The sequence below is a fragment of the Methylomicrobium agile genome (assembly GCF_000733855.1).
GTDB classification, from domain to species: domain Bacteria; phylum Pseudomonadota; class Gammaproteobacteria; order Methylococcales; family Methylomonadaceae; genus Methylomicrobium; species Methylomicrobium agile.
The window spans coordinates 3,918,006-3,944,761 of record NZ_JPOJ01000001.1; the positions used below are offsets into that span (position 1 = coordinate 3,918,006).

At 58.0% G+C, this 26,756-nt stretch carries 20 protein-coding genes; 4 read left to right on the forward strand and 16 right to left on the reverse strand.

Annotation, left to right across the window (positions count from 1 at the left end; genetic code table 11):
• Positions 1 to 80 precede the first annotated feature (80 nt).
• On the forward strand, positions 81 to 1,091 hold the full coding sequence (locus CC94_RS0118260; RefSeq protein ID WP_005372249.1) for a hypothetical protein: 1,011 nt from the start codon (positions 81 to 83) through the stop codon (positions 1,089 to 1,091).
• Positions 1,092 to 1,150: 59 nt separating this feature from the next.
• On the forward strand, positions 1,151 to 2,161 hold the full coding sequence (locus tag CC94_RS0118265; protein WP_245549347.1) for a cytochrome-c peroxidase: 1,011 nt from the start codon (positions 1,151 to 1,153) through the stop codon (positions 2,159 to 2,161).
• A gap of 356 nt (positions 2,162 to 2,517) precedes the next feature.
• On the opposite strand, the gene CC94_RS0118270 is transcribed toward CC94_RS0118265, so the two are convergent.
• From CC94_RS0118270 to CC94_RS0118295, 5 genes are all read right to left on the reverse strand, one after another.
• Positions 2,518 to 3,171: an HAD-IC family P-type ATPase gene (locus tag CC94_RS0118270; protein WP_031431738.1), complete on the reverse strand. Its 654-nt coding sequence runs from the start codon at positions 3,169 to 3,171 to the stop codon at positions 2,518 to 2,520.
• Between the two features lie 327 nt (positions 3,172 to 3,498).
• Positions 3,499 to 4,215 carry a DUF2182 domain-containing protein gene (locus CC94_RS0118280; RefSeq protein ID WP_245549526.1) on the reverse strand — a complete coding sequence of 239 codons (717 nt, stop codon included), beginning with the start codon at positions 4,213 to 4,215 and terminating at the stop codon, positions 3,499 to 3,501.
• Between the two features lie 41 nt (positions 4,216 to 4,256).
• Positions 4,257 to 4,865, reverse strand: coding sequence for a DUF1326 domain-containing protein (locus CC94_RS0118285; protein WP_005372261.1), 609 nt, complete (start codon positions 4,863 to 4,865; stop codon positions 4,257 to 4,259).
• A gap of 11 nt (positions 4,866 to 4,876) precedes the next feature.
• Positions 4,877 to 5,611 (reverse strand): SDR family NAD(P)-dependent oxidoreductase, encoded by a 735-nt coding sequence (locus CC94_RS0118290; protein WP_005372262.1) that lies wholly within the window; start codon positions 5,609 to 5,611, stop codon positions 4,877 to 4,879.
• A 17-nt stretch (positions 5,612 to 5,628) separates the two neighbouring features.
• Positions 5,629 to 6,282, reverse strand: coding sequence for a DUF938 domain-containing protein (locus tag CC94_RS0118295; RefSeq protein ID WP_005372263.1), 654 nt, complete (start codon positions 6,280 to 6,282; stop codon positions 5,629 to 5,631).
• A 158-nt stretch (positions 6,283 to 6,440) separates the two neighbouring features.
• Between CC94_RS0118295 and CC94_RS0118300 the strand changes: the two genes are divergently transcribed.
• Positions 6,441 to 7,019: a methanogen output domain 1-containing protein gene (locus CC94_RS0118300; protein ID WP_342666535.1), complete on the forward strand. Its 579-nt coding sequence runs from the start codon at positions 6,441 to 6,443 to the stop codon at positions 7,017 to 7,019.
• A 25-nt stretch (positions 7,020 to 7,044) separates the two neighbouring features.
• Here the strand turns inward: CC94_RS0118300 and CC94_RS0118305 are convergent, their stop codons facing one another.
• The 6 genes from CC94_RS0118305 to CC94_RS24155 all read right to left on the reverse strand — a co-directional run bounded on the left by CC94_RS0118305 (position 7,045) and on the right by CC94_RS24155 (position 18,730).
• Positions 7,045 to 8,853, reverse strand: coding sequence for a hybrid sensor histidine kinase/response regulator (locus CC94_RS0118305; RefSeq protein WP_031431741.1), 1,809 nt, complete (start codon positions 8,851 to 8,853; stop codon positions 7,045 to 7,047).
• Positions 8,854 to 8,868: 15 nt separating this feature from the next.
• A complete protein-coding gene (locus CC94_RS0118310) occupies positions 8,869 to 9,570 on the reverse strand; it encodes a response regulator (RefSeq protein WP_005372267.1) in 702 nt (233 codons plus the stop codon).
• A gap of 35 nt (positions 9,571 to 9,605) precedes the next feature.
• Positions 9,606 to 14,780: a trifunctional serine/threonine-protein kinase/ATP-binding protein/sensor histidine kinase gene (locus CC94_RS0118315; RefSeq protein ID WP_051911538.1), complete on the reverse strand. Its 5,175-nt coding sequence runs from the start codon at positions 14,778 to 14,780 to the stop codon at positions 9,606 to 9,608.
• A gap of 482 nt (positions 14,781 to 15,262) precedes the next feature.
• Positions 15,263 to 15,889 (reverse strand): response regulator transcription factor, encoded by a 627-nt coding sequence (locus CC94_RS0118320; protein WP_031431743.1) that lies wholly within the window; start codon positions 15,887 to 15,889, stop codon positions 15,263 to 15,265.
• Positions 15,886 to 18,417, reverse strand: coding sequence for a PAS domain S-box protein (locus CC94_RS0118325; protein WP_215731689.1), 2,532 nt, complete (start codon positions 18,415 to 18,417; stop codon positions 15,886 to 15,888). Before CC94_RS0118325 ends, CC94_RS0118320 begins: the two co-directional genes overlap by 4 nt.
• Positions 18,418 to 18,421: 4 nt before the next feature.
• The gene (locus CC94_RS24155; protein ID WP_169740974.1) at positions 18,422 to 18,730 is read right to left on the reverse strand and encodes a hypothetical protein; all 309 of its coding nucleotides are present in this window, start codon (positions 18,728 to 18,730) and stop codon (positions 18,422 to 18,424) included.
• 70 nt (positions 18,731 to 18,800) lie between these two features.
• On the opposite strand from CC94_RS24155, the gene CC94_RS0118330 reads away from it, so the two are divergent.
• Positions 18,801 to 19,226, forward strand: a complete 426-nt coding sequence (locus tag CC94_RS0118330; RefSeq protein ID WP_031431745.1) for an OsmC family protein — start codon at positions 18,801 to 18,803, stop codon at positions 19,224 to 19,226.
• A gap of 370 nt (positions 19,227 to 19,596) precedes the next feature.
• On the opposite strand, the gene CC94_RS0118335 is transcribed toward CC94_RS0118330, so the two are convergent.
• From CC94_RS0118335 to cas1, 5 genes are all read right to left on the reverse strand, one after another.
• Entirely contained in the window at positions 19,597 to 23,328 is a 3,732-nt protein-coding gene (locus CC94_RS0118335) for an AAA family ATPase (RefSeq protein WP_031431746.1), read from the reverse strand.
• Positions 23,325 to 24,569 (reverse strand): exonuclease SbcCD subunit D C-terminal domain-containing protein, encoded by a 1,245-nt coding sequence (locus tag CC94_RS0118340; protein ID WP_031431747.1) that lies wholly within the window; start codon positions 24,567 to 24,569, stop codon positions 23,325 to 23,327. Before CC94_RS0118340 ends, CC94_RS0118335 begins: the two co-directional genes overlap by 4 nt.
• Positions 24,570 to 24,708: 139 nt before the next feature.
• Positions 24,709 to 25,056 carry a CRISPR-associated endonuclease Cas2 gene (gene cas2, locus CC94_RS0118345; protein WP_031431748.1) on the reverse strand — a complete coding sequence of 116 codons (348 nt, stop codon included), beginning with the start codon at positions 25,054 to 25,056 and terminating at the stop codon, positions 24,709 to 24,711.
• A complete protein-coding gene (locus CC94_RS0118350; protein ID WP_031431749.1) occupies positions 25,056 to 25,799 on the reverse strand; it encodes a CRISPR-associated endonuclease Cas1 in 744 nt (247 codons plus the stop codon). Before CC94_RS0118350 ends, cas2 begins: the two co-directional genes overlap by 1 nt.
• Positions 25,796 to 26,755 carry a CRISPR-associated endonuclease Cas1 gene (cas1, locus tag CC94_RS0118355; protein WP_031431750.1) on the reverse strand — a complete coding sequence of 320 codons (960 nt, stop codon included), beginning with the start codon at positions 26,753 to 26,755 and terminating at the stop codon, positions 25,796 to 25,798. Before cas1 ends, CC94_RS0118350 begins: the two co-directional genes overlap by 4 nt.
• Position 26,756 lies beyond the last annotated feature (1 nt).

Sequence of the window (26,756 nt, forward strand, 5' to 3'; positions counted from 1 at the left end):
TCCGAACCGCCGGCGTTTTTTGGCAAAGACTGATGCATGGCCGCATCAATGGCTTAATTTTCAGCGAAAAATAACAATAAATGCGCGCGATAACCCGATCGAAACTATTGCCGTCCGCACTTTGGATAGCCGTTTGTGGCAGTGCGGACGCCCATGCGGAAAGCGGGTGGAAAATCGGCGCCGAAGCAAATGCGTTCTATACCGACGACGCCGCGTTGTTTTCGGTGAGCCGCCGATTGTCGCTCAAGGACGACCCGACGCAACCGATCGTCGACAGGCCCGGCCAAGGTGGCGATTTCGTCTACGAACCGAGCGCCGAAGTCGACTGGATCGGCCGAAACCGTTTCGGTTTACTGCGCGTGTCACTGGATGCCGGGGCTTATTTATTTACGCGGCAAACCCGGTTCTCGCACGGCTTGTTCGAATTCACGGCATCGCAGTCGTTCGCAAGCGGGACCCAAGTCAGCCTGCTTTACAATGTCACGCCCGATTTATATCTCGGCCGTAATCTTTTCCGCGCGCTCGATGGCGAAGAATTCGAGGGCAACGAAAGCCTGACCAACCATTACGGCTCAATCCATCTCGATCAAGCCTTGAACGAAAGCGTGACGGTACGCCTGCTCGGCCGTTACGGCGTACGCATTTATAACGAACCTTTTCAGCATCGCGATACCGAGTTCTGGACCGTCGGTCCACACTTTGAATGGCGGATTGGCCCGGGCACCGAGCTTTTGATCGGCTATCACTACGAACACGGCAGCGCGGCCCAGCAGAAGTCACCGCATTTTCCCGACGACGTATCTTACGTCAACCATTATGCGTCGGCGGAACTAAGTCTGCGTCCGGCCGAGAAATTGACCGCAAATTTTATTTTCGACTATGAAAAAAACGACTTTACCAGCACCAACCGCTCGGACGAGCATTTCGGCGCCGCCGAGATTGTTTATCAAGGCGAGATCGAATTACGCTATGAAATGACCGAGCACGCCGGCATCAAATTGGGCTGGCAGCACGGCCGCCGGAAGCTGACCACCGAGGAGCGGGCGGTGAAAAACAATAATGTCTGGTTAGGGCTGGAATATTCGTATTAGGAGACATGATGCGGCATCTATCGGTTTTGCTTTTGGGATGGCTCTTCTGGACTGGCGCCTTGGCCGAACCGACGCGCGGCTTACCGCCGTTATCGATTCCTGCCGACAATCCGCAAAGTGCCGACAAAATCGCATTGGGCAAACGCTTGTTCAACGACCCGCGCTTGAGCGCTGACGGTTCGATCGCCTGCGCCAACTGCCATGTCTCTGGAAAAGCTTTCACCGACGGCCGGGTCGCCGCACGCGGCATCAAAGGGCAGATCGGTACGCGCAACGCACCGAGCATACTGAACGCAGCCTATTATCAAACGTTGTTTCTGGACGGCCGCGCCGCCAGCCTGGAAGAACAGGTGCTCGGCCCCTTATTCAATCCGATCGAACACGGTTTGGCGAATTCACAAGCCTTAATCGAGGTGATTCGCAGCGACGCCGAATATACTCGATTATTCAAGACCGCCTTCACGCTCACTGCCGATGCCGTCACGGCCGGCCACGTCGCACAAGCCATCGCCGCCTACGAGCGTACGTTAATAGCTGGCGATTCGCCCTTCGACCGTTTTCTGTTCGGCCGTGACCGCGCCGCCCTGTCGCCGAGCGCAGCCCGCGGCTTGCGCATTTTCCAGCGCAAAGGCAACTGCATGGTCTGCCACGAAATTTCGTGGGACCATGCCTTGTTCACCGACAACCGTTTTTATAATCTCGGCGTCGGCAGTCAAATTTTAAAGCCGGTCCTCAGTAAATTTCTCAAAGCCAAAAAACCGGACAGGTACCCGCTCACGGACGCACAACGTTCGGAACTCGGCCTGTTTAACGTCACGAAAGATCCGGCCGACATCGGTAAATTCAAAACGCCGATTTTACGTAATGTCGCCCTAACCGGGCCTTATATGCATGACGGCAGTCTGAAGACACTGGAAGAAGTCATCGATTTTTATGATCAAGGCGGCCAACGCAATCGTTTTCTCGATAAAAAGATTTTTCCGCTGCATTTGACTACCGGGGAAAAGGCTGATTTAGTCACCTTTTTACAGGTACTAACCAGTCACACGCTTGATTTTGAAAAACCGTGACGTAGATTTCGGTATTGGCGACCTCGGCAGCGGCTTCGCAGGCTGACATGGCCTTCCAGCTTTCCAAGTCGAAGGTTCTTCGGTGCAAGGCACGTCGGATCAAAGCCAGGTTTTCCGGGACGTTTTTTTCTTATCCAGTTGTCATTTTCTCCGAATTGCACAGCTAATCCTCAATGCGGCTGATTTTCGATGCGCCAATGCTGGCTTACAGCTGTACGCATTGACCTGTCAAGGAAGAGATAGCGCAATTGCCCTGGCATTTCCCTGTCTTTGATTGAAAAATCCAGATCGTCGAGAATCTTTTTCTGCCTCACCACATAAACAACATTGCACAGCTCTAAATAAAAGACACACGATCAAGATTTTTGCTCAGCGACTGTTTTTTCCCCTCTTTCAAAACTGGTCAGTGCGCTTTCTTCGCCATGATGTGGTTTACGTAAAGTCAGTGCATCCATTTTCCTGAACACAGGCCCGATCAGCGATTGCTCAATGCCGCTAAAATACAGACGGGCGGCATTTACTACCACGAAAACCGAACTGACATGATGCAGCAGCGCGGCAAAGATCGGATTGAGCATCCCGAAGGTGGCCAGTGCCAGGCCGATGCTGTTGAAGCTGACGGCCCACAGGTAATTCTGCCGGATAATGCCGCCCATTTTATGGCTGAGCCGCAGGATCGTGACCAGATCCTGGGCATCTTGCCCGAGAATCACCACATCCGAGGACATGATCGCCAGATTCACGTTCTTGTAGCCGCCGATCGCGATGCCGACATGGGCGGCGGCCGGCGCCGGTGCGTCGTTGATGCCGTCGCCGACCATGGCAACCTTGCCCTCGGCCTGAAATTGTTTGACCAGTGCGGTTTTTGCCTCCGGCTTGCAGTTGAAATAATCGCCGTCGGCATGGATGTAGTCGGTCACCCGTTTCGCCTCCTGTTCCTCGTTGTCGCCGGTCGCCAGAATCACTTGGTCGATGCCGCAGGCGCGAACGGTGTCCGCCAGCCCCTGCATGATGTGATACTACTTCACGAGCGGCGCCTAATTCGTAGGCCAGCTCGTGATGTGTTATCGTGATGATCCCTTCCACCCGAATCCAACAAAGCTTTACTGAGCCTTTGGTCGATGGTTTCGAAAACGACCGACTCCATTCGGCTGATTAATTTGGGCAGTATCAGGCCGGTCATCTGCAGGGTCTTCATCTTCAGCGTTTCCGGCAATTAAGTTGGCGCCTATGGGTTCCCCCCTCCATTCGCGCCTTCCCGGCCAGCAGCGGCCACGATATCGGGGCAGGAAGACGCCAGAATGTTGCCCGGTAGGACGACGAATTGACGCGAAAATTCAATTGCACAAAAAGATACCGGCGCCCCACAAAAGAAAAGCGAAGCCAATCGTTGCTGCGATCGGCCGTGCTTGCAGCGGCACCCACTTTTCGATGCAAACGATCAGCGTCAGCAAGGCCATGCCGCCGAAATTCATCACACCGACCGCAAACATGATCAGCATCTGTGCCCAACAGCAGCCGATGCAATGGAAGCCATGTTTAAGCCCCATGCGGAATGCGCCGGCGAGACCGCCTTGCCATTCATTCAGCAGGAACCCCATCGGCGTCTTGCAATGGGTCAGGCAGGCATTTTTGAGCGGCATGAATTGGTAACCGCCGGCAAGCAGGAAAACCCCGGCCGCGAAGCCGCGGTTTTGGTTTTCCATCATCGGCGACAGCCAAACCAGCCCGTGCAGCCGCCATTGCAGCAGCGTCGGCAGAATGCCGAACAGTATCCACAGGCCCAGATAAGCCGCCGCGAATAGCGCGAGTGCTTGAGCCGGCCGCGCGTTCATGCGGCGACTGACTTTCACGTAGGCGTTCAGCATCGGCAAGGCGGACGGCAGCATCATTGCCGCCATCATGACCGCCCACATCGCATAGACATAGGCAAAGTCGCCAAGACGCCATGTCGATGCTTGATTCGGTGGCATCCACATGTCCTGCATCGGCAGGGCTTCCAGCCGCCGCGACTGGAAATAAAGCGTGCTCCAGGCGATCACGATAGCGGCCATCAGCAAGGCCCAAATCGCCCCCTGACTTTTGAATCCGATCCTCACGGCCGGTAAACAAATTCGGAATAATAACCGTTGCGCTCGGAGAACTCCCACTCTTTGCCGTGATCGTGATAATGATAGCTTTTCGAACGGGCGACAACAGAGGGGTGGCTAGTGACCACGCATAAAGGCGGGTTGTCGATCGTCGCTTCTGCACCACGGATACCTTGAATGCTTGTAATTTCGGCTTCGGCGATGCCGGGAATTAGCAGGCGCCGGGATTTGCCCTGCTCTTCAAAATCGATCGTGACCTTGCTGATCCCGAGCACTTCGCCGACAAGGCTCATCAAAACGGCCGGATGGCCGCCTTGCTGGCCACCGAAAATCTGCACCAACGCATCGAACTGGCTCGCGTCGGCGCGTTCGTCCACATACAGCGCGGCCTGCCATTGGCCCTCGATCATCAAGCCCGGGGCGTAGCAAGCCAGCGCCACATTCAGGCCGCCCAGATCAAGCCCTTCCAGATGGCCCCGCTCAATGTGCCAAGCTGCCAGTAGTCTGCAGTCCCCGTGCGAGGGCGGCTGCAGCCAAACGCAGGGGCAGGAAACTTCACAGTTGCAGGTTTCGAAATAGCAGCCCTCTAAAATCCAGCTTGGGTTTTCTTTCACAGGCTCTCCTCCTAAAAAGGTTCTTTGTAAGGCCGTAAATCCAGCTCATGCGTCCAGGCGCTGGGATGCTGGCGGTGCATGGCCCAATAGGTTTCGGCGATCGCTTCCAGTTCCAAAAGACCGCCCTCGCCTTTCGCTTTGACATAGTCGGGAAACTGGTTCCGGGCACGCTCGCCGTTGATCACGCCGTCGATGACCGCATGCACGACATGGATGCCTTGCGGCGAAAACTCGCGCGCCATGCCCTGCGCCAGCGCCCGCAAACCGGCTTTCGCGGTTGCAAAGGCGGTAAACGGCGGCTTGGCCCGCAAGGATGCGGTGGCGCCGGTAAAAAACAGCGTGCCGCGGCTCCTGGGCTGCATGGCCCTAACCACGGCCTTGCCGAAGAAGAAGGCTCCCAGGCAATTCTGCCGCCAAAGCAGGGAAAACGTTTCCGCATCGGTTTCGAGCAGGAGCGAAGGAATATTGCTGTCGACATTGTACGCCGCAATTTCCACGCCCTGCCCCGTATCCCCGACAACGCTGAACAAATGTTCGACCTCGGCTTCGTGCGTGGCATCGGCAACGACCGCCGTGGCTGAACCGCCGGTCTGCCGGATACTCGAAGCGACTCTGTGAAGTTTTTCTTCACTCCGCCCTGCCAGATAGACATGCAGCCCCTCTGCGGCAAATCGCCGGGCAAGCGCCGCTCCCAGTCCCTGCTCCGGACCCACGCCAATAATCACAGCCGCGCCGGTTTCGCCCATTGTTCAGCTCCTCTCGCTTAGGGTCTGCCGAAAACCAGCGAGAAATTATTCGCCGGCATATCGATGATTTCCTTCAACTCCATGTTGTATTTTTCGGCCGCCTTCCTCAGATCGGCAACATCCTTCAAACCCCATTCCACAACGCCGGCGGAGCTCAAAGTTTCATGAAACTCTTTGTTCGAATCGGTAGTAAAACCGCCTTCCACCTTGAAAGGACCGTAAATCAATAGGATACCGTCGTCGCTCAGAAGCTGCGAAGCGCATTCCATCATCCCGTCCGCGATCGAAATCGGCGCGACCTGGAAGATGTTGATGCAGAAAATCGCATCGAAGGTTTTCGACTTGCCGGGATTGAACCAGGTACGCGGATCGGTCAGGTCCAGATGCACCGGGTCGGCGATATTGTCGTTCGCATGATCGGCGGACAGCTTTTTAATATTGTCGAAAACCTCCTTGTCCTTGTCGGAGGGATGAAAATGCAAATGCTGAAAATGCGGCGCGAAATAATTGATATGCATTCCGCTACCGCTGGCGAGCTCGAGCACGCGACCAGACGCTTTGGGCAATTTTTCTTTTAAAACGCCCAAGATCGGTTCCCGGTTGCGGTTTCCGGCCCAGGCGACATATTCGCTCAGCGGGTGGGGGTCTAAAGGGGGTTTGTTATCGCTCATGGTCTCCTCCGATGTCTGGATGTCGTTTTAGTTGAAGTGCTCAATGCACATGACTTGGACAACAAATACCATGCCAATATGCACTGTAGAATTTATCCTGTAATTTCATGGAGTTATAATTTATCCATTGTCCGCCAAATGAAATTATGATTCAATTGATGAAATTTTATTTCACAGGCCATGAGCAATCCATCCCTCTCCGGCGTAACGCCGGTATTTTTTTACAGACTTTCATTCTGGAGTTGATGCACGCGAACGAACAACTGGGGCAAAAGCATTGCGAGCAGCTGATCGAACATATCGCGAAAACCGCCGGCTGTTTTTTCGAAGAAACCTACCGGGACAATACGCACAACAACGGTCCCCTGGACATCGAAAGCTATACCGAGCTGATCCTCGGCCTGAAAAACAACATCGGCGGAAAATTTTCCCTGGTTTCCGCGAACCGCGATTGCGTTGCGGTGACCAATTCCTGCTGCCCTTTCGGCGAACAGGTAACCGACTTCCCCGAACTGTGCCGGATGACCTCCAGCGTATTCGGCGGTATCGCGGCGCGGAATTTCGGCTACGCCAAGGTCGAGATCAGGCAAAGCATCGCCCGCCGGCACGGCCGCTGCGAAGTTTGCGTCTATACCCGCCCGGAGCGATGTGAAAAAGGCGGCCGACAGGATGGGACTGACGCCGCGGGCGGTCTACGGCAAGGTGCAAAAGTACGGAATCAATTTGGGGGGCTATAAGCTCCGCACCTAAAGCGCAGGGCAGTCAACTCGGCCTGTCTGCGAATTCCGTTTCCATCAGGTTGCATAACACATTTAAATTCAAAGGTTTGACCAGGTGATGGTCAAAACCTGCCTCCCGTGAACGGGCCAGGTCTTCCGTCCGTCCATAGCCGCTCAACGCGATCAGCAGCAGGTCGCCGCCGCCGGCTAGGCGCCTGATGCGCTGAGCCACTTGATAACCGTTCTCTCCGGGCATTCCGATGTCCAGCAGCACCACATCGGGACGGAACGTGTCGATCAGCGTGATGGCCCGTTCGCCCGAATCGGCCGTCCTGACCTCGTAGCCATTCAGCCCCAGAAGTAGGGCCGTGCTCTCCCTCACGTCGGGATCATCGTCCACGACCAACACCCGAATGCCTGTGTCAAGCGATGGCTTGGGTGTCTCGGAGACAGAAAGAGGCACCGTACCGGCCAATGTCGGTAACCGGATGCTGAAAATGGAGCCGAGTCCGGCGCCAGGGCTCGATGCCGTGACCTGTCCGCCGTGCAGCTCCACCAACTGCTTGACCAAAGTCAGCCCGATGCCGAGCCCGCCCTGAGATCGGTCCAGCGTGCGCGTACCCTGCTGGAACAGGTCGAAAATGGTCGGCAAGAGTTCCGGCGAAATGCCTGTGCCGTTATCCTGCACCCGGATCTCGACCTCGGCCCCGAGCAGTTGAACGTTCACCTCGATTCGGCCTTTTTCCGGAGAATATTTGCTCGCATTGTCGAGCAGGTTGAGCAACACTTGAGACAGACGGACGGGATCGCCTTCCACCCGAATCGGCTGCTCCGGCAAACGGACATCGAGAGATTGCCGTTTAGGCAGGATGAAGCCGCGCGCCGTCTCCAGGACAGCCTTAATCACTTCTACAAGGTCGAGCCGTTCTTTTTTCAGTGAAATTTTGCCCCGCGCGATGCGGGAAACATCCAGCAGATCGTCCACCAGGTGAGTGAGGTGTTTCACCTGCCGCTTGATGACTTCCGTCGCCCAACCGAGCCGCGGGTCCTCCAACTTCAGCCTGTCCAGGATATGGGCGGCGTTGTTAATGGGAGTCAGCGGGTTTCTCAATTCGTGAGCCAGCATGGCGAGGAATTCATCTTTACGTTGGCTAGCCTCGTGCAAGGCCGCCTTGACCTGCTTGCTGACGGAAATATTACGGCTCACGGTGGCAAAACCTATCGGCTCGCCGGTACTGTCTTTAATGGTAAACACGTTGTAATGTATCCAGATGGCGTCGCCGCTCTTGAAATGGCGGAACCGGATTTCCACATCGGCGTGCCCCTCGCGTACCACGCGCGGGAAGAATTCTTCAACGATGAAACGCTGATCTTCCGGAAAGAAAAACTCCCGGACCGGCGTTCGCACGCCTTGTTCCAGACTGTCGAGGCCAACCAGGCGCATGCCGGCTTCATTGATATAAAAGGGAATGAAATTCATGTCGGCCATGCCGATGAACTCCATGCTGTTGTCGGCCAGCGAAACGAACTTTTGCCTTTCCAGCTCGATGTGCTTGCGTTCGGTAATGTCGCGCAAGGCAATGACATAGCCGGGCTGGCCGTCCCAATTCAGCGGCGCGGAACGCATTTCCGCCCAGGCGAGGCCGTCCGGACGAATCAGATTGATGTCCTGATAGCTGTTTTTATCCGGATTGACCGGAATCGCCAGCAATTGGCCGACTATCGGACTGCGTGCCAGCAGTTTTTCCGCAGCCCGGTTGGCATAGAGCACGACACCCTGGCTGTCCACCACCAGGACGCCGTCGGTGATCGTGTCGAGAATCAGGTCTAACTTGTAACGATGGGTAACCATAGTGGGCGAATTTGCTCAAACGATGATGGTTTGTACGCCGACGCCTTTCGCTTCGGTGGTAATGGCCGCAATGACCGAAGGCACCCGCGACAGGTCGCCGAGTAATTTCAGCACCGGTTCCGGCACGTCGCGGACCAGCATCGGCGTCGCGAACACGTCTTTTTCCAGCGCTTTTTCCGGCATGTCCAATACTTCGACCACATCCAGAACCCAATTCCCGGGATCGTAGAGATTGGCGAGCGCAACGCTGATCTCTTCGACCAGACGGCGGGTTTCGCTGTTCAACGACACCACGTACAGGGTAAGGACCAGCTTGGGCGGCCGCCCGCACCGCACTTCCCGAGGCGGGGTATTACGGGCGCTCCGGGCGATATTGCGAATTTGTTCGGAAGACAGCGGCTTGCTGGCCAGTTCGAACTGAACGCCTTCCTCATGGATGCATTTCAGTTGCTCCATGTATTCGGCGGCAAAGGCGGTGACGATATAGATGCTCAGCGTTTGGTCGGCGGCTTTCAGGCGGCGCAGGGTTTCCACGCCATCCATGCCGGGCATGCGCAGATCGAGAAAAATCAGATCGGGGCGTTCGGCAAGGGCTATTTCGATGCCTTGCAAACCGTTCTCGGCCTCGTAAACCGCGAAGTTGTCTTCTTCCAGAATCAGCTTGAAGGCGTTGCGCACCGCGGGATCGTCGTCTATTACCAGAATTTTGCTTGCCATATACCGTGCCTCATAGGGATTGGAATCCCGCTATTTCAAACACAGGGGAAGCGCAAGCGCATGCAGCAGCCGTGCCCCGGCAGGCTCTCCACCTGTATATTGCCGCCCACATCCTGAACCAGACGGCGAATGACCGACAACCCCAGGCCGGTCCCTTTACCGGGGGGCTTGGTGGTAAAAAACGGATCGAAAATTTTCGATTGCATATCCTGCGGAATGCCGGGACCGTTATCGGTCACGTTCAATTCCAGCATTTCCTCGACGGACCTGACGCCGATGCTGATTTGCGGCTGCCGGTGGTCGGCGAGTGCGTCGCGGGCATTCAGGATCAGATTGAGCAAAATCTGCTGCAGACTGTCGGCGCTGCAATGAACGGCCGGCAGGTCGCCGGGGGCATCGACCCGAATCTCGATGCCGCTTTTTCTCAACTCGCCTTCCAGCAGCAACAGGCTCTGCCTGATCACTTCTTCCATCCGGCATTTGCCGCTTGGAACCGTCCGGTTGTGAACGAACACCAGCATATTGCTGACGATCTTTTTAATGCGGTGGATTTGCTGCAGCGCCTGATCGAGAACTTGCTTCGATTTTTCGTCGGTGCTTCTGTCCGCGGCGAATTCGACAAAATTCATCACCCCCATCAGCGGATTGTTGATCTCGTGCGCCACGCCGCCGACCAGCGTTCCCAAAGCCGAAAGCTTTTCCATTTGCAGCATGTGTTCCTGGTTTTCCTGCAGTTTGGTGTAGGCCTGCCGGGTTTGTTCCAGAAGCCGGGCGTTTTCCAGCGAAATCGCCGCCTGGGCGGTCAACAGTTCGGTCATATCGGTTCTCTCGGCGGTAAATACCCCCGGCGACAAACGGTTTTCCAGATACAGCAGGCCGATCAGTTCATTCTGCTTGATGACCGGCAGGCACAGCACCGAGCGTAGATTGAGCGCCTGCACTTCCGGCGCATTCTGAAATTCGCCTTCGGCCATCGCATCGTGCAGCAACACTCTTTTCCGCGTACGCAGCACGTAATTGACGATGGCCCGGCCGATGCCGCAATGGTCAAGACCAAGATGCCGGCGGTTGATGATATGCTTTCTGCCCGCATGGCTTTCCGCCGCCACCGACAGCGCATCCTTATCCTTGATCAGAAGGTAGCCGTGCTGGGCGCCCGAGCTTTCCAGCACCACGCTCATGATTTTCTGCATGAGCCGGTTCAGATCCACTTCCGCCGACAGGGCCAGCGCCGATTTGATCAGATAATTGAAATCGAGATTCGGCAGCGTCGCCGGCGCCTCGTGGGCAACGGCCTTTTCCGGGCGGACGGCCTCATCCTGGGCGGGACAAGCATGGCGCTGCTGCAGCAGCGCGCTTTTGCGGCCGGCATGGCACCTCCGGTACATGCGCTGCGCCGCGCCGTAATACAGTTCGGCATCGCCGAGACTGCCGAGCGTCACGGCCTCGGCGAGCGCCTCGTACAAATGCCCGGCGAGCAGGTCGTAGTTGTGCGCCAGGGCGACCGCAATGGCATCCAGGTACAAATTGCGGGCGTCGCGCAGGTGCCGTTGCGCGCGGGCAATCTCGGCATGGACAAAGGCCAGAAAAGGCTTCAGCAAAGGGCCCAGACGGGCCCAGGTTTCCAGTTCGGCCAACAGCGGCGCGATTTCCGCCTCAAGCGCCGGCCACTCTGCACCCTCCGGCCAGCGCAGGCGATTGACGATCCGGAAGACATACCAGAGGCGCTTCAGCACATTGTCGGTCAGACCGTGCAGATAGCGTTCCACCGTCCGCAGGGAGGCATCCGCTTCGGCGTAATCGCCCAGATAATGCTGAGCAAACCCCAACAACGCAAAATAACTGCCGGAGGCGGCAACGTAATTATCGGCTTCCCAGCGCGCCAGGGCCTCGGTCATATCGATTGGCCGGTAATCGGGTTTCATCGGCGCCACCCAGCCGGCCAGCACCGCTTCGGCCAGGCCGACCGAGAACGACAGTTGGTTCTTGCGCGAGAACTGCAGACATTCCTCGGCGGCTTCCTCGACCAGACGCAGATTTTTGCCCTGCGCCTGCAGATTCCACATCAACGGCCCGTACGACAGGCCGGCGTTATACAAATCGCCGCAGTTCCTGCCGCACTGAATCGCCTTGTGGCAGTAATCGACGATCTCGGCCGGATGACTGCGCGAATGCATGTTGCACCAGACAATGCCGTTCATGCCGCGGGTGGCGCCGAAGGTATTCGGATATTTCGCGCACAGGTCGTGGGCCAGATCCTGGTACAGGAAAGCCTGTTCGAACCGGCCCTGCTCGCCGAGGTTGAGTCCCATGATCGAGAACGAATAAATCACCGACTCGTCCATGCCGCCGTGCAGGCAGTGCAGCGTCGACTGCGCCGCCGACAGATACAGCTGCGGCACCAGGCCGGACATATACAGGTCGGGAATCAGCTCGCTGTAAAACGCCAGCTCGATCTTGCTTTTACGGTCCTGGGTAAAAGGCATGTGCAGGATCGTCGTCCAGACATCGCCTTGTTGTTCGATTTCCGCCATCAAGGCCAGCATCCGCTGCCTGGCCGTTTCGGGCTGCTCGGGAATCGACTTGCCGAAGTAGGCCAGGCCGCGATTGGCCGTCTCGATCGCCTTGTTGAAGTTGCCGAACGAGGACAGCGAAGTGGTCTGTTCCGCCAGGGCTTCGGCTTTGTCCAGATCGCTCGCGGCGTATTCGATCAGGTGATTCAACAACACTTCCGATCTTTCGTAATGGCCGCACATCAGTTCGGTCTTGGCCAGACGCTGGTAAATGCGGAACGTCAGATCGTACGCCTGCTGCCAGCCGTCGTCCGGCAAATAATCGTGGGCTTTCTGGAAAAAATCGTTGGCGGCATCGGCGGCCAGGGCGTCCAGCGCCTTGTTGCCGGCATGAAAGTTGATGTCGACCAGCCGATAGGCCAGTTCCCGGTCCATCTCCGCCGGACGGCCCAAATTGAGGTGGGCCGCAATGGTAAACAGGTTGTCGAGGTCTTCGAGATCGGTGCCTGCCGGTACCGCGTGCAGCAGCCGGTTGCCGATGCGCCAGTGAATGGAGGGCTTGGCCTCGGGGTCGACCTGCCGCAGCACCGCTTCCTGAACCCGGTCGTGAACGAACTGCAGATCGGCTTTGTTTTCCAGCAGCATGCCCAGATTCAGCACCGGTTTCAAATCCTCGAACAGCTGTTCGATACGGATATCCAGCACCAACGCCACGTCCTCGGCACTAAAACGGTTGCCCATGCAGGCGCAGTGGTCGAGGATATGCAGGGTTTTGAGCGGCAGCTTGCTCACCTTGGAGCTGAACAGTTCCACTACCGAGGTCGGCATCCGCGTGTCGCGAATCCGTTTGATGTTCCAGTGCCAGTGTTGTTCGGCGTCGGTGCTCAACAATCCCTCGTTATACAGCCAAGCCAGACTCTCGCTGACGAACAGCGGATTGCCCTCGGTGAGGTGGGCGATGAATTCCGCCAGATTGGCCGTGGCTTCCAAGGTGGAATCGAGGATGTAGGCCACCATTTCGTGGCAGTCGTCGTCGGTCAAGGCTTCCAGGCGAATTTCGGCAAACGGTCCTCGGTTTTCCTGAATCTTGCGCATCAGCTTGCTGAGTGGATGGCTGCCGTCGACTTCGTTGTGCCGGTAGGCGCCCATGAAAAACAGGAAGGGATGGTCTTCATGGTTGTCGAACAGATTTTGCAGAAAATCGAAGGTGGCGCTGTCGCACCATTGCAGGTCGTCGATAAACAGCACCAGCGGGTTGTCCTCGCTGGCCAGACAGGCCAGAAACCGGCCGAACAGATTATTGAACCGGTGACGGGCTTCCACCGGCGGCAGATGCGGCACTTCCGGCTGGGGGCCGATGATGAATTCCAGCTCCGGCAACACATCGATGATAACGCTGGCATTGTTTTCCACGACGTCGAGTATCTTGTTCCGCCATTGCCGAACCTGCAGGTCGCTCTCGGTCAAAAAGATGCGCATTAGATTGCGCAAGGCTTGAATCAGCGAACTGTAGGGGATGTTTTTCTGGTATTGGTCGAATTTACCGGAAGTGAAATAGCCGCGGTTTTTGACCAGCGGTTTCTGCAGTTCCTGGATCAGCCGGGTTTTGCCGATGCCGGACAGGCCGGAAATAAACACCGAGCGAAACCTGCCGCGGATCACTTCATCGTATTGTTCCCGTATCAGCCGGCTTTCGGCCTGCCGCCCCACCATTTTCGAGATAAAAACGACCCGGCGGCTGCGACCGTGCTGGCCGATGGTAAACACCGATACTTTGCCCGTCCCGGCAAATTCTTTCCTGCAGCGCATCAGGTCGGCCAACAGGCCGGCGGTGCTCTGATAGCGCTTTTCCGGCTGCTTGACGGTCAGCTTGGCGATGATATCGGCCAGGGATCGGGGAAGCTCGGGTTTGAGTTCATTGACCCTGGGCGTTTCCTCGGCCAGATGCGAATGAATCAGCTCCAGGGGATCGGTGGAGAAAAACGGCAGCCGGCCGGTCAGCAGCTCGTAAAACACAATCCCCAGCGAATACAAATCGGTGGAAAAATCGACCCGGTAATTGATTCGGCCGGTCTGTTCCGGCGAGGTGTAGGCCAGCGTATGGCGGACAAACTCCGGGTCGTAGATGAAATGGCTGACATCGCGGATGTCGAGCGGAGTGATGAAATCGGTCAGCCTCAGGCTCAGCGTCCCCGGCTGCACCAAAACATTGTGCGGCTTGACGCCGCCGTGGGTGATGCCGGCATCGTGCACCGCCTGCAGGGTGTCGGCCAAAGTACAGGCCAGCGTGAAAAAATCGTTAAGATCCAGTTTGTGCTGCCGTTTCATCCAGCAGTTCAACGGCAGCCCGGCAAACCAGGGCTGAACGATAAACTGCAGGTCGCCGTAGGATTCCAGGGCAAGCGGAATACAAGCGCGCGGATCGTGCAGCACTTTCAAGCGTTCGATTTTCTGGCGCAAATGCCGGGTCTGGTCGTCCCAGCTCGACAGCAGCTTCAACAGTTTGATGATCAGCGGCTGGTCGGGAACGTGCTGGTGGTAGCCCTTGAATACCACGGCCTGCAAACTTTCCCCCAGTTTTTCGGTAACGACGAAATTACCCAGTTCAGGCGCGTTCTGTAGCGGATTTTCTTTTATTGCCGGAGGCAGGCTCCGAGGAATAAAGGGGGATGGGGGGCTCGGCAATGTCATTTTCATATCAAAACCCGAGGGTTTCGGACGGCGAGGTCATAAGCAAGGGATAGGTTTAAACAAATGACGGAAACGTTTCATAGGCTTTTAGGGGGAATTGCGAGTGCCGTTTTTACGCCCCGCTTCTAACCGAACTCAAGCATGCTCATTGACAACCGCCGAATCGGATGCACTGCCGTTCATGCCGTTGCTCACAGACATTGACCATATCCCGCTTAAATGGTTCGTTGTCGCGCAGTGCGCCCCTCCCGCCTCGTCTGAAGGGCCTGATGATAAGGGCACAAGCCGCCGTAGGATACGCTCGACTGAGGTGGATCGCGTCGGGAACACGCGATCGAGAGCAACACATGGAGCAGTTGCCGAGTGCGTACCATGGGGGATGATAAAGGTACGCACAGCGTACCCTACGGCTGAGGAACGATCGGGCGGCAGGCCGGGAGGTTATTTTTTAGCCACCGCCTAAGGGGAAAATCAGGACCGGCAGACTCTCAGGAATCGGGCAGAGGAGAAGGACGGACGGCTTCGCACAGGCGGGCCAGTTCCAAGGGATTCGTGGTTCCCGTCTTCTTCAATATCCTGGCGCGGTGAATTTCGACGGTACGGTAGCTGATGCCGAGTTGCCGGGCAATTTCCTTATTGGAACGCCCCTCTACAACCCAAGCCATGATTTCCATTTCGCGCGAAGTAAGACCGTACTGTTGGCTCATAGACTGCGCATGTTCCGCGGCCTGTTCGTTGACCTGCACCTCATGCTCCAGCACCGTCCGTATCCGTTCGAGCAACAGGTCCCTCGAAACCGGCTTGGTCAGAAAATCGACCGCACCCGCCTTGATCGCGCGAACCGTCATCGGGATATCGCCGTAAGCGGTCAGAAAAATAATCGGCAAGCGGATCTTGCGGCGGATGAGTTCGGCCTGCAATTCGTCGCCGTTCAGGCCCGGCAGGTTGACATCGAGCAGCAGACAGCCGGGCCGGCCGGGGCGATAGTTTTCCAGAAACGCCTCGGCGCTCCCGAAAGTCCGGCAAGCATAACCCGCGGTCTCCATCATCAACCCGAGACTATGGCGTACCGGATATTCGTCATCGACAATGAATACACAGGGTGGAATGCTCATGACGCGGCCGGTAAGGTAAAGTGGATACAGAGGCCGGTGTCGGCGTTTCGCTCGGCCCACATGTTGCCGCCGTGCGCTTCGATCAGGGCGCGGCTGATAGCCAGGTCCATGCCCGAACCGTAGGGTTTGCCCCTGTGGAAAGGCTGGAACATGTTTTTCAGGGTGGCGCTGTCCGTTTCGCATTTATCTTGGTCACCCACCGTCACCTGAATCATGGCCGGTGTTTCATCGGTGCAGCGCGCGGTTACCGTGACCGTTCCCGCGCTCATTCCGTTTTCCCGCATGGATGCCAGGCTGTTGCACAGTAAATTGACCAACACCTTTTCGATCTGCAGGCTATTGCCCCTAACCGGCGGCAAGCCCGCGGCGAGTTCCAGCTCTACGTCAAAACCGTCCATCGTTCCGTTCGCCTTGACCAGATCGAGCGCTTCGCGTGTCAAAAAGCCGATGTCTATCAACTCGCTCAAGCTATCGTCTTCGTGCAATACCGTCATTAATTGCCGGATGACGCCTCCGGCACGCTGTGCTTGCTGGGCGCAAACTTCCATCATCGGAGAAAGCTTTTCCGGACTCCAACCGCCGGTCCGCAACAGGTGCAATGCGACCTCGGAATAGGACGAGATGGCAGCAAGCGGCTGGTGCAGTTCATGCGCGATGGCTGCCGCCGTCTGGGTAACGGCATATAACCGGACCGATTGTTCCATCTTGTCCCGCCGCTCCCTCAATTCCTTCTGCCGCTTGTAGTCGGTAATGTCCAGATTGATTCCCAGCATGCGCAAGGGGCGGTTATTGGGATCCCGCAATAATACCCCCCGCGTATGAATCCAGCGGTACAAGCCGTCTTTGTGGCGCAGCCTGAACTCCAGTTCAAAGACAGGCAGGAGGCCGGCAATGTAGTTGTCGGTTGCCTCCAATACCCCTGCCCGGTCGTCGGGATGCAGGCGGCATTCCCATTCTTCCCTCCGGTTAAGCAATTCGTTCTCTTCAAAACCGATTTGCCGCTTCCATTCGGGCGAGAGATAGACGCTGTCCGTATTCAGATCCCAGTCCCAATAACCCGCTTTCACCTCTTCGACAACAAGGGCGAGCCGCTCCTGGGCCGTGCGTAACGCCGTGATATCTTCGCAGGCAATGATAATGCCGCCGATCTCTCCATGCTGATTTGTCCAGGGATAAGCGACCCACCGCACCCAATGACGGCTTCCGTCCGCCTGAACCCATAAATCATCGTCGTTTTTTAAGAACTCCCCGGCTTGTGCCTTGGCGTGAACCTGCTTCCATTCTGCGGAAATATCCGGATTGACCGCATAGTGATTATGCCCCGTAAGGTCATCGTACCCCCGCCCAAACTCTTCGACCCAGCGCCGGCTCGTGGCCAGATAATTCATTTCACGGTCGAACATCGCAATACTGAGGGGGGCCTGCTCGATAAAAGTCCGAAGCTGGGCCTGGATCTTTATCAGCGAGTCCTGGAAGCGTTTCAGCTCGGTAACGTCGCGCAGAATGACGGTAAACGATTTTCCGCCATTGATCTCGCACTGGGAAATGGTCGCCTCGACCGGGAATTCTTCGCCGTTCGCGCGCAGGCCCCAAACAGAAGCCGGTTCGCCCATTTTACGGTGGGTGAGGCCGAAGCTCCCGAAAGCGCGAACATGCGCGTTATGGGCGGCACGGAAGCGTTCGGGAATAAACCGCTCGATGGATTCCCCGACAGCCTCTTCCGCCTTGCAACCGAACATCTTTTCCGCCGCCGCGTTGAACAGCGTAATCCGCTGGTTGGCATCGATCGTGACGATCGCGTCCAAGGCCGACTCCACAATCCCGGCATAGCGCTGCCGGCTTTCCTGGAGCGCCAATTCGTTCCGCTTGTAGCGGGTGATATCCTGGGTAATGCCGAATCCGCCGAGCGGTTTTCCTTTCTTGCCGAACTCCAGCACAGCTTTTTCGCGCACCCATTTCACCTCGCCTCCCACAATCAGGCGGTGTTCGATATCGTAGGGCGCGCCGCGCAGACCGGCTTGCCACATATGATCGACGTATTCCCGATCGTCCGGATGCACGATGGAGAGAAACGTCTCATAGGTCTGCGGCGTGCCGTTGGGCATGCCGAAAATACGGTAGTTCTCGCCGGACCAGCGCAATTCGTTACGCTGCACATTCAATCGCCAGCTGCCGATCTGCCCAACTTTCTGGGCGAAGTCCAGATCTTGCCGGCTTTCCCATAATGCCGCCGTTGCTCGCCGATGAAAGCCCGTCGTGACAATCATGCCGGCGGACGCAAAGCAGAAGCCGGCGTTTAAAATCCATAGATCATGGACGCTTATGTGGGCAGGAAACAGAACCAGGGCATTCACCGCGATCCAGGATAAGAGCATCGCGAAAAGGCCGGGATTCAGCCCCAACCAGAAAGCGGTTTGGGCAATCGTAAAGAAAAACAACAGAAATGCGGCCCGTTCGCCGATCGCCGGAATAAAGCGGGTCGCGATAGCGCCGATAGCGACAGCCAGCACGGCCACTGCATAGCGCAAAAAATCAGGTTGCGCGTCGAAGTAAAGGATAATCGATTGAGTTTTGGATCGGCTGGAATTCATCCGAAAGCGTCATCATGCCTTGAAGTGCGTAAAGAAATAATGATGTGATAAAAAATCCGATGTTTAATTCCGCAATGCAAGATAAAAAGATGCCGATCGAAACGAGAAAATACCGCTGGGCAATCGCGCCATGCCCTTCATCCTTTGGGTCCAATGGGGCTTGGCGGCTTTGTCGCTGAATTCTGATGAAGGCAAGATTTCCCCTTTCTCGCTTAACTCGTTTGAACTCGGATAACTTCCATTCATCCATTATTTAAATGAATCGGATCGTTTTAAAAACAGACGCGCGTCCTTATGTATATTTAAGAGGAGGGAGAACGATGAAACGTAAAGCATCTGCCGCCTGGCAAGGCGGCCTTAAAAACGGGCAAGGCACCCTGACAACAGGCAGCGGCATCCTGTCCGGCACACCTTATTCCTTCAATGCCCGTTTTGAAGAAGGCAAAGGCACCAATCCGGAAGAATTGATTGCCGCCGCCCATGCCGGTTGTTTCTCGATGGCCCTTTCCGCCGAATTGGAAAAGAACGGCATATACGCCGAACGGATCGACACCAGCGCGACCGTTGCGCTGGAAAAGGCCGCGGAAGGATTTGCCATCACCGCCGTGCATCTGGACGTGCGGGCGAAAGCGCCCGGCGCCGATGAACCGGCGTTTCAAAACGCCGCCGAGACCGCCAAGGCCGGCTGTCCCGTCTCCAGGGTATTGAACGCGACGATCACCCTCGACGCCCGGCTTGAAACCTGAATGTTGACGTTCGCAAATCAGCGGCGGATATTCACCGCTTCACCGCGCATGCAGGACAACGGCAGGTTTCACCGAGAATATGGCCGCTCATCGCTAAATCCGGCCGGAACGACGCAGGCCGGATGCTCGGCAGGGATGCCGAGCGCGGGCTAAGGATTTGGATAGAACGGCGGAGCGGTGGAGTTCAAAGCAAGCTTTGAAAAGCAAGCTTTTGAATATCGTACTTGAAAGTCATCCAAGGCCAGCTCCGGACTCCTGCCGGTCCATTTATCGGATCAGACTATCCAATGCGTATAACAAGAACTCCGCGTGGAAACGATGAGGGAAAGCTATTATCGACTTCAAGGCGGAACAATGTATCACGCCGATGTTAAAGGACAACCACCTTGCTCAAGCCGCTGCTCACGCGGGTCACTTCGATCCGGGCGCCGATCCGCTCGGTCATTTCCTGCACATGCGAGATCACGCCGACTTTTCGTCCCAACGACTGCAGGCTGTCCAGCGCATCCATCGCAATCCGGAGGGTATCGGCATCCAGACTGCCGAAGCCTTCGTCGATGAACAGCGATTCGACACAGACCCGGTTCGAGGACAGCGAGGCCAGCCCCAGCGCCAAAGCCAGCGACAACAGGAACGATTCGCCACCCGACAGCGAATGCACGGAACGAATATCGTCGCCCATGTCCCGATCCACCACTTGCAGCGCAAGCGTATCGGCCACGCGTTCGAGACGGTAGCGCCGGCTGAGGTCTTTCAGATGCCGATTCGCGTAGCCCAACAAAATGTCCAAGGTCAGCTGCTGCGCGATATTGCGGAATTTTTTACCGTCCGCCGAACCGATCAAGCTGTTCAGTTTGCTCCACGTGTCGCTAACCGCGGCTTGCTCAGCGATCAGGGCCTGCAGCCCGGCGCAGGCTTGCACACGCATATCGTCGGCGCGCAGCTGCAATTCGATTTCGCCCAGTTGCCGGTTCAAACCGGCCAGCTTCGCCTGCAGATCGTCAAGCAGCGATTGCAGGTTTTCCATACTGTCTAACGAAGGGCGGTTTTGCAGATGCCGTTCGGCTTGAAGGCGCCGCTCGCTCAGTACCGTCTGCGCTTCGGCCAGGCGCTGGTCGAGACGCTGCAAGTCCTGGCGCTCCCCGTTCAGCCAGAGCGTGTCGCGCTGTAAATGCCGGCGTAATTGCTCGACCGACAGCGGCGATTGTGGCCTTGCTTGCGCGAAAGCGTGCAGCCATTCCGTTAGTTTCAACCCGGCAGCCTGCGCTTCGGTCGACAACGTATTCAACAGGCTCCGGGTTTGATTCATTTTTTCGTCCGCGGCCGCTGCCTCGGTACTTGCCTGATGCGCGGCGGCAGTCGCCGTTTGCAGACCGGTTTTGGCGGCAGACAATGTCTGCGCCAGCGCGGTCTCCACTTCGTCTGCCGCGCGCCCGTTCAACAAAGTCTTGCGCCGGTTTCGTTTATCGGTCAACTCGCCGTCAATCGCGGCGAAAGCGGCTTCCGCTTCGGCCGCCCGCGTTTCCGCCTGTTCGACATGGCGCTGCAATCCGCTCAAAGCGGTTTGCAATACGGCGAGGTCTTGGCCCAATCGGTCGCACTGCTCCTGACGATCCTGCCATGCCTGGACCTGTTGCCGGCTTTGGCGATGAAAGCTCTCCCGGTCGTCCTGCCAATCCTGCCGCCAGGCCGCATGGCCGAACGCCGCGTCCAATTCCTCCAACAGTTGCTGTAATTGGAGAGAGCAGGTCTGCCGTTTTTCGGCGGCATGGTTCTGCGCGCTCTCCGCATCGCGAACAGACGAAAGAGCCTGATCGAGCTGCTTTTGCGCTGCCTGCTGCCGCTGCGCGAGAACGTCAAGCGCCTGACGCGCCTTGTCGCGATTCGTAAACGCCTCCCCCATCGTTTTCATCCTGTCGGCCACCCCGCCAAGCGCCGCTTCTTCCCGTTGAATCTCTTCGCTCAACCAGAGAGCCGCCCGCTCCGCGTCCCGCAGCGGCCAGTCGCCGCCCAGAGCCTGCGCTTCCCAAAGACTTTGCAGCGCTTCGATCTGTATCCGCAACGCCGCCAAGGCTGCCTGCACGTCGGCGCTTTGTTTGTCGATCTGCTCGATCTCCAGGGCCAAACGGCTTTCCTGCTGTTCGGCCTGTCTGCAGCGCTCCCCGCAGACGGTCACTTCGTCCTCCAGCACTGCCAGTTCGTTTAGAAACGGATGCGCTTCCCCGGCAAATGGATGATCTTTGGAACCGCAGACCGGACACTCGCCATCGGCCTGTAAACCGGCGCGCAACGCTTCCACGTTTTTACTGCAAGCCAGCTTTGCCAGATCCCACATCTTGACGGCCTGCGCATGCGCCGCGCGCAGCGCCGGCAGTTTTTCGCGTAAAGCCCGCAGCGCCTGATGAAGCTGTTGCCGCTGCCCGGCCAGTTGCCGTTGTTTTTGGCTTTGCTCGTCGTTCGTTTCTGCCGTTTCCATCCGCTTCAGCCTCAGGGCCTCGGCCTGCCGCAATTGTTCCAGCCGGAAGCGATGCCGTTCGTGGGCCTGGGCCAAGGCTTCGGCGTTGAACGGCCCTGCCGCCGCCAGCGCCGACTGATAGTGTCGCTCCGCCTCGGTCACGCCGTCTTGCAACGCGGCCGCCTGCGCCTGCGCAGTAACCGCTTCCGCCTGAACTCGGGCGAGATGCTTCTCGGCCTCCGCCAACGAAGAAACTGAGCTTTCCAGTTGACTTGCAACAGTCCCGGCTTGTTTGAACAGCGTGTCCCATCGCGGCCATTCCCTGCTCAAGCCGGTTAAACCGGCATGCGTTTCCAGCCAGGCCGCGCATTCGGCCAGGCGTTGTTCGGATTCTTTCTGCTGCCTCCGCCTGGCGTTCAGCTCGCTACTCAACGACAACAGATTTTCGCGCGCTTGCGCCAGCCCTTGCTTTCGTTCGGTATGCTGAGGAACCAGGATGTTCATTTCGGCATCCAGCGCGCGGGCCTGCACGAGGTCCGCTTCGGTTTCCATGCGGCGCCGTTCGGCCTCCTCCAACTGTTGCCGAGCCTTGAGCAGCGCCTCCTGAGCCGCACGCGCGCGCGCTTCGGCCGCCGCCAGCGCCGCGGCGGCCGCTTCAACCCGCTGTTGCTGCTGACGGCTGGCGTCGTCCAGACGGTCGCATTCCGCCAGCAAGGGCCGGGCTTCCTGCAAGGCTTCGATCAACGCTAGCTGGTCGCGGCGGGCCTGCGCCTGGGCATGTTCGGCTTGCGCCTCCCGCACCGACCGTTCCGCGCCCTGCTCCGCTTTTTGCAGCTCCCGATAGCGCTGGCGCCAGCGCAGATGGGTCTCGATCCCGGTTTTCCGCCGAGTCTGCTCGGCAACGCTTTCCGTCAAAGCCTGTTTCTGCGTTTCCAACGCCTGACGTTGTTCGGTTTCCAGCGGCTGTTGGAGCGACAGTTGAGCCTTCAGCGCTTCCAGCTTGGCGTTTTCCAGTTTGGCGTGGTCGAACGCGCGGATCGAAATCCGGCTGTACTCGCCGGTGCCGGTCAAGGTTTCGAGCAGACTGGCGCGCTCGTCGTCCGGCGCCTTCAGGAACACGCTGAATTCGTTTTGCGCCAGCAGCACCGCGCGCGTGAACTGGTCGAAGCTCAGGCCGAGCCGGTCGACGATTTCTTCCAGCACTTCGGTTTTTTTGCCGCCCAGCCGCTGCAGGTCTGCAAGACACATCAGTTCCATCTCGGCGGCCTGCAGCTTGCCGTCGACTCGATTGCGCGCCCGCCGCACGCTCCAGCGGCTGCGGTAATGCTGCCCGTCGCTGCCGACGAAATCCACTTCCGCATACCCTTCGGCGCAGCCCCGGCGCAATAGATTGCGCGCGTCGTGGGGAGGCAGGGTTTCGGCGCCGACATCGCGAAGCTGCACCCCCTTGCCGCCGGCCTGCTGCAGGCGCGGGGTTTTGTCGTACAGGGCGAGGCAGAGCGCATCCAGCAGCGTGCTCTTGCCCGCGCCGGTCGGCCCGCTGATCGCAAACAACCCGGCGGAAGCCAGAGGCTGGCGTTGAAAATCGATGTCGAACTCTCCGCCCAAAGAAGCCAGGTTTTTACCGCGTATCGCGAGGATTTTCACAGCGCGTCCTCCGCTTCGATCAGCAGTTCCTGAAAAAGACGCAGCAACCCGTCGGGCAGCGCCTCGCCGTACTGGTTCCGATAGTGCCTGCGCAGCACCTCTTCCGGATGCAACCGAGTCAGGTCGCTCCATGTCGGCTCGGCTTCGCTGCCCGGCTCAAGGCTTCCGCGCCGGTAACTGACATCGATGCCGGCCAGCCGTACCGGCTTGCCGTGCAAAGCCGCCTCGACAGCCGCCCGCGCCCCCGGCTCCGGCGCGTCGAAACGCACCCGCACTTCCACGTAAGGCCATAATTCCTCCGGCAAGGCCGGCTCCGGAAACGGCAACGCCGCCAGCGCATCCAGAACCTCCGGCAAGGGCACCGGCCGGGCAGGAATACGCCGCAGTTCCACCGGCCGGGGTACGTGTACGGGCGTTACCGCGCCGAGCCGCTCGCCGTCGAGTTCGATGCAGAGAATTTGATGCGGATAATCGATTTCGGCAAACGACATCGGGATCGGACTGCCGCTATAGCGTACCCACTCCCGGCCGCCGGCCGTCTGCGGCAAATGCAGATGGCCCAGCGCTGCGTAAGCGATGGAGCTATCGAAAATCCCCGCCGATAAAGCTTCCAGGCCGCCGACCACGATCCGGCGCTCGGACTCCTCCGAAACGGTACTGCCGTCCAGATGGCAATGGCCCAGCGCCAGAATGGCTTCGCCCGCCTGCCGTTGCGATAAGACCCGTTCCAGAGCTTGCCGGTACAACGCCTCGACGCCGGCCAGGTAGGCATCGCCCTCCGTCTCGATGCGCGGCACATCGCCCGGACGCAGAAACGGCACCGCCAGGCACCAGGCCCGCAGCACGCCGTTCCGATCGCGCAGCGGCACGATCAATGAGTCCAGATCGATGTCTCCGTCCGAATTCCGCCGCGTCTGCCCGACGACCCGGGTTTCGAACACCTCCAGCAGCGGCGAAGGCGCCTCCAGCCGGCCGGGCGAATCATGATTGCCGGCGATCAGCACCACGCGCAGATACGGCGTCGCCTCGCGCGCGGCCTGCAGAAAGCGGTACAACTGCTTTTGGGACGCCGACGACGGATTGGCGTTGTCGAAAATATCACCGGTCACCAATAACGCATCGATGTCCCGTTCGCGAATTTGCGCGAGCAGCCAGTCCAGAAAGCATTGATGTTCGTAATGGCGGTCAAAGCCGCGAAGACTATGGCCCAGGTGCCAGTCCGAGGTGTGCAGAATCCTCATTGTTCTTATTCCTTTCGGTTGAAAATTGATAAACAGACTCCGGCAGAATTCCTTCGCTTAGGTTACGGTTTCTCGTTCCCACGCGCCGGCATCACCACCATTAAGTCGAAATGTCGGGTTACGCTATCGCTAACCCGACCTACGCACTTCCGTCCTCGCCCGAAACAATCTTGCCCGCAACGCCCAATAGCCTGTCGACGCCGCCGGAGAACAACATCACGTCCGCCGGAAAATATTGCTTTCCCAGGGATGCCGTTTCGGTATTCTCCGGAAGACGATAGCACCGCACGTCATCCTCCGCCTCCTTGATTTGCTCGGCAATGCGGTCCAACAACCTCAGCAGGCGCGGGCGCTTCATCACGACCGTAAAAATCGAATACTGTACCGGCAATCCTTCTTTCTTTAAAATCCGGTGCACCCGTCCCAAGCGCTTGGGATGGGCAATATCGTAGGCGATCAGATACAGGCCCGGCCGACTGTCCGCCATCAGCTTACCGATAAGAGAAACTGGTGCAGTTTATTGATGGTGCTGCGGAACAGCAAATAGCATCGATCCTCGCGTTGATGAAAAAGCGAAGCCATCGCCTGCATCGGCGGCTCCCCGCCCGTCGCTGTCCCGCTATTCAACAGCACGGAATAAAAATCCCAGAGCAGCAGCCGACTCAAAAACGCCGCCAGATCGAGTTCGCCGTCCTGCAACGCTTCGTCGCCGCCGAACCCGGCCTCGGGCAGCCAGAGAAGCAATTCGGCATGCAACAGGCTCAACAACAGATGCGCGCGATGCCGGCCTTCGGGCCCCAAACCGTCGGCCAGTTGAAAACGTAAACCGATCACCGGCGCTTCGCGCCAGTCGGCCATGCCGGCCCGCCTGGCAAAGCTGCGCGCCGCCAGTTTTTCCATCGACCGCATCCAGTTTTCGTACAATGCCGGCCCATCCGCTCGCGCCAGTAAATCGACCAGCCGCTGGGCCGTTGCCTGCCTTTCGCCGCCCCGCCCCGACCAGCGCGCACGCAGTTCCCCATTTTTCTCCAGAAACAGCACGAAAATGCCGGCATCGGCGCAGGCCAGCAAGGCGGACATCGACCACTCGACAACGCCCTTGCAAACGACCCTGGAAATCCGCGATAAAGGAAACAATTGATCCGCTTTTTCGGGCAGCGACACCCTGAGGGCCGGCTCGTCCAGAACGACCCGGCATCCCGGAACGCCTTCGATATACAATGGCCTCATGGACGAGCCTCGTAAACGCTTCGATAGCGTCTTGCCAGCGCATAGCCGTATCGGCGCAGCAAGCGCCTCGCCGAACCCGCACGAGCCTCATAGAAGGCATAAAAGCGCTGCCGGCCGGCTTTATTCATCACGCAACGCCCTTTATCGTGGCTGAAATGCTCGGCCCGCAATTCCCGCTCGCGGAACAATTGCCATACCCATCCGTCCATCACAGGCCGCAAAGGCTCCATCAAGTCGCAAGCCAGCGATTCGCGACCGAAGCTCAGGTCGTGATAGAAACCCAGCATGGTGTCCAGGCCGACGATATGGCAGGCCCGCACGGCGTCATAATGCAGCAGTGTGTAGCCTAACGACAGGCAAGCGTTGACCGGATCGGGCGGCGGCCGCTTATTGCGCCCGGTAAAATTCAGTTCCGGCGCAAACAGCCGGGTAAAAGCAGCGAAGTAGGCGGCGGCCGCCGCGCCCTCCAGTCCCCGCAAAGTGCTGAGAGACGGCGCCTGCCGATCCTCGCGTAACTGGGCGAGAATGCCGTTCAAGGTAGTGGCGGCTCCCGTCAAGGGATAGCGTAGATCGGCTCGCGCCGCCAGTGCCTGCTTCAACAAACGGCGCTGGGAACGAACCTTGATCAACACCAGCCGGCGCGCCAACGGGATCCGCAGACCGTCTTCTATACTCGTGCGATATTGCCCCAATCGCCGAACGCCATCGCCGTGGGAACCTCCGGCCAGCATCGCCGTAGCCTCGGTATTGCGTCCGGATAGAATCACCAGCCCGATATTGCGTTCAGCCAATGCGCCCAGCACCCGGCTTTCGAGCTGCGCATTGCCTCGCAATACGATGCGCTCGAGCAAATGCAGCGGCACCGAGCCTTTCCGAATGCCGTCTTCATAAAGCGCCAATGCCTGGCCATCCAGCTTAATCCCGAGATTCTTGCGATCCAAATATAAACTACTCATC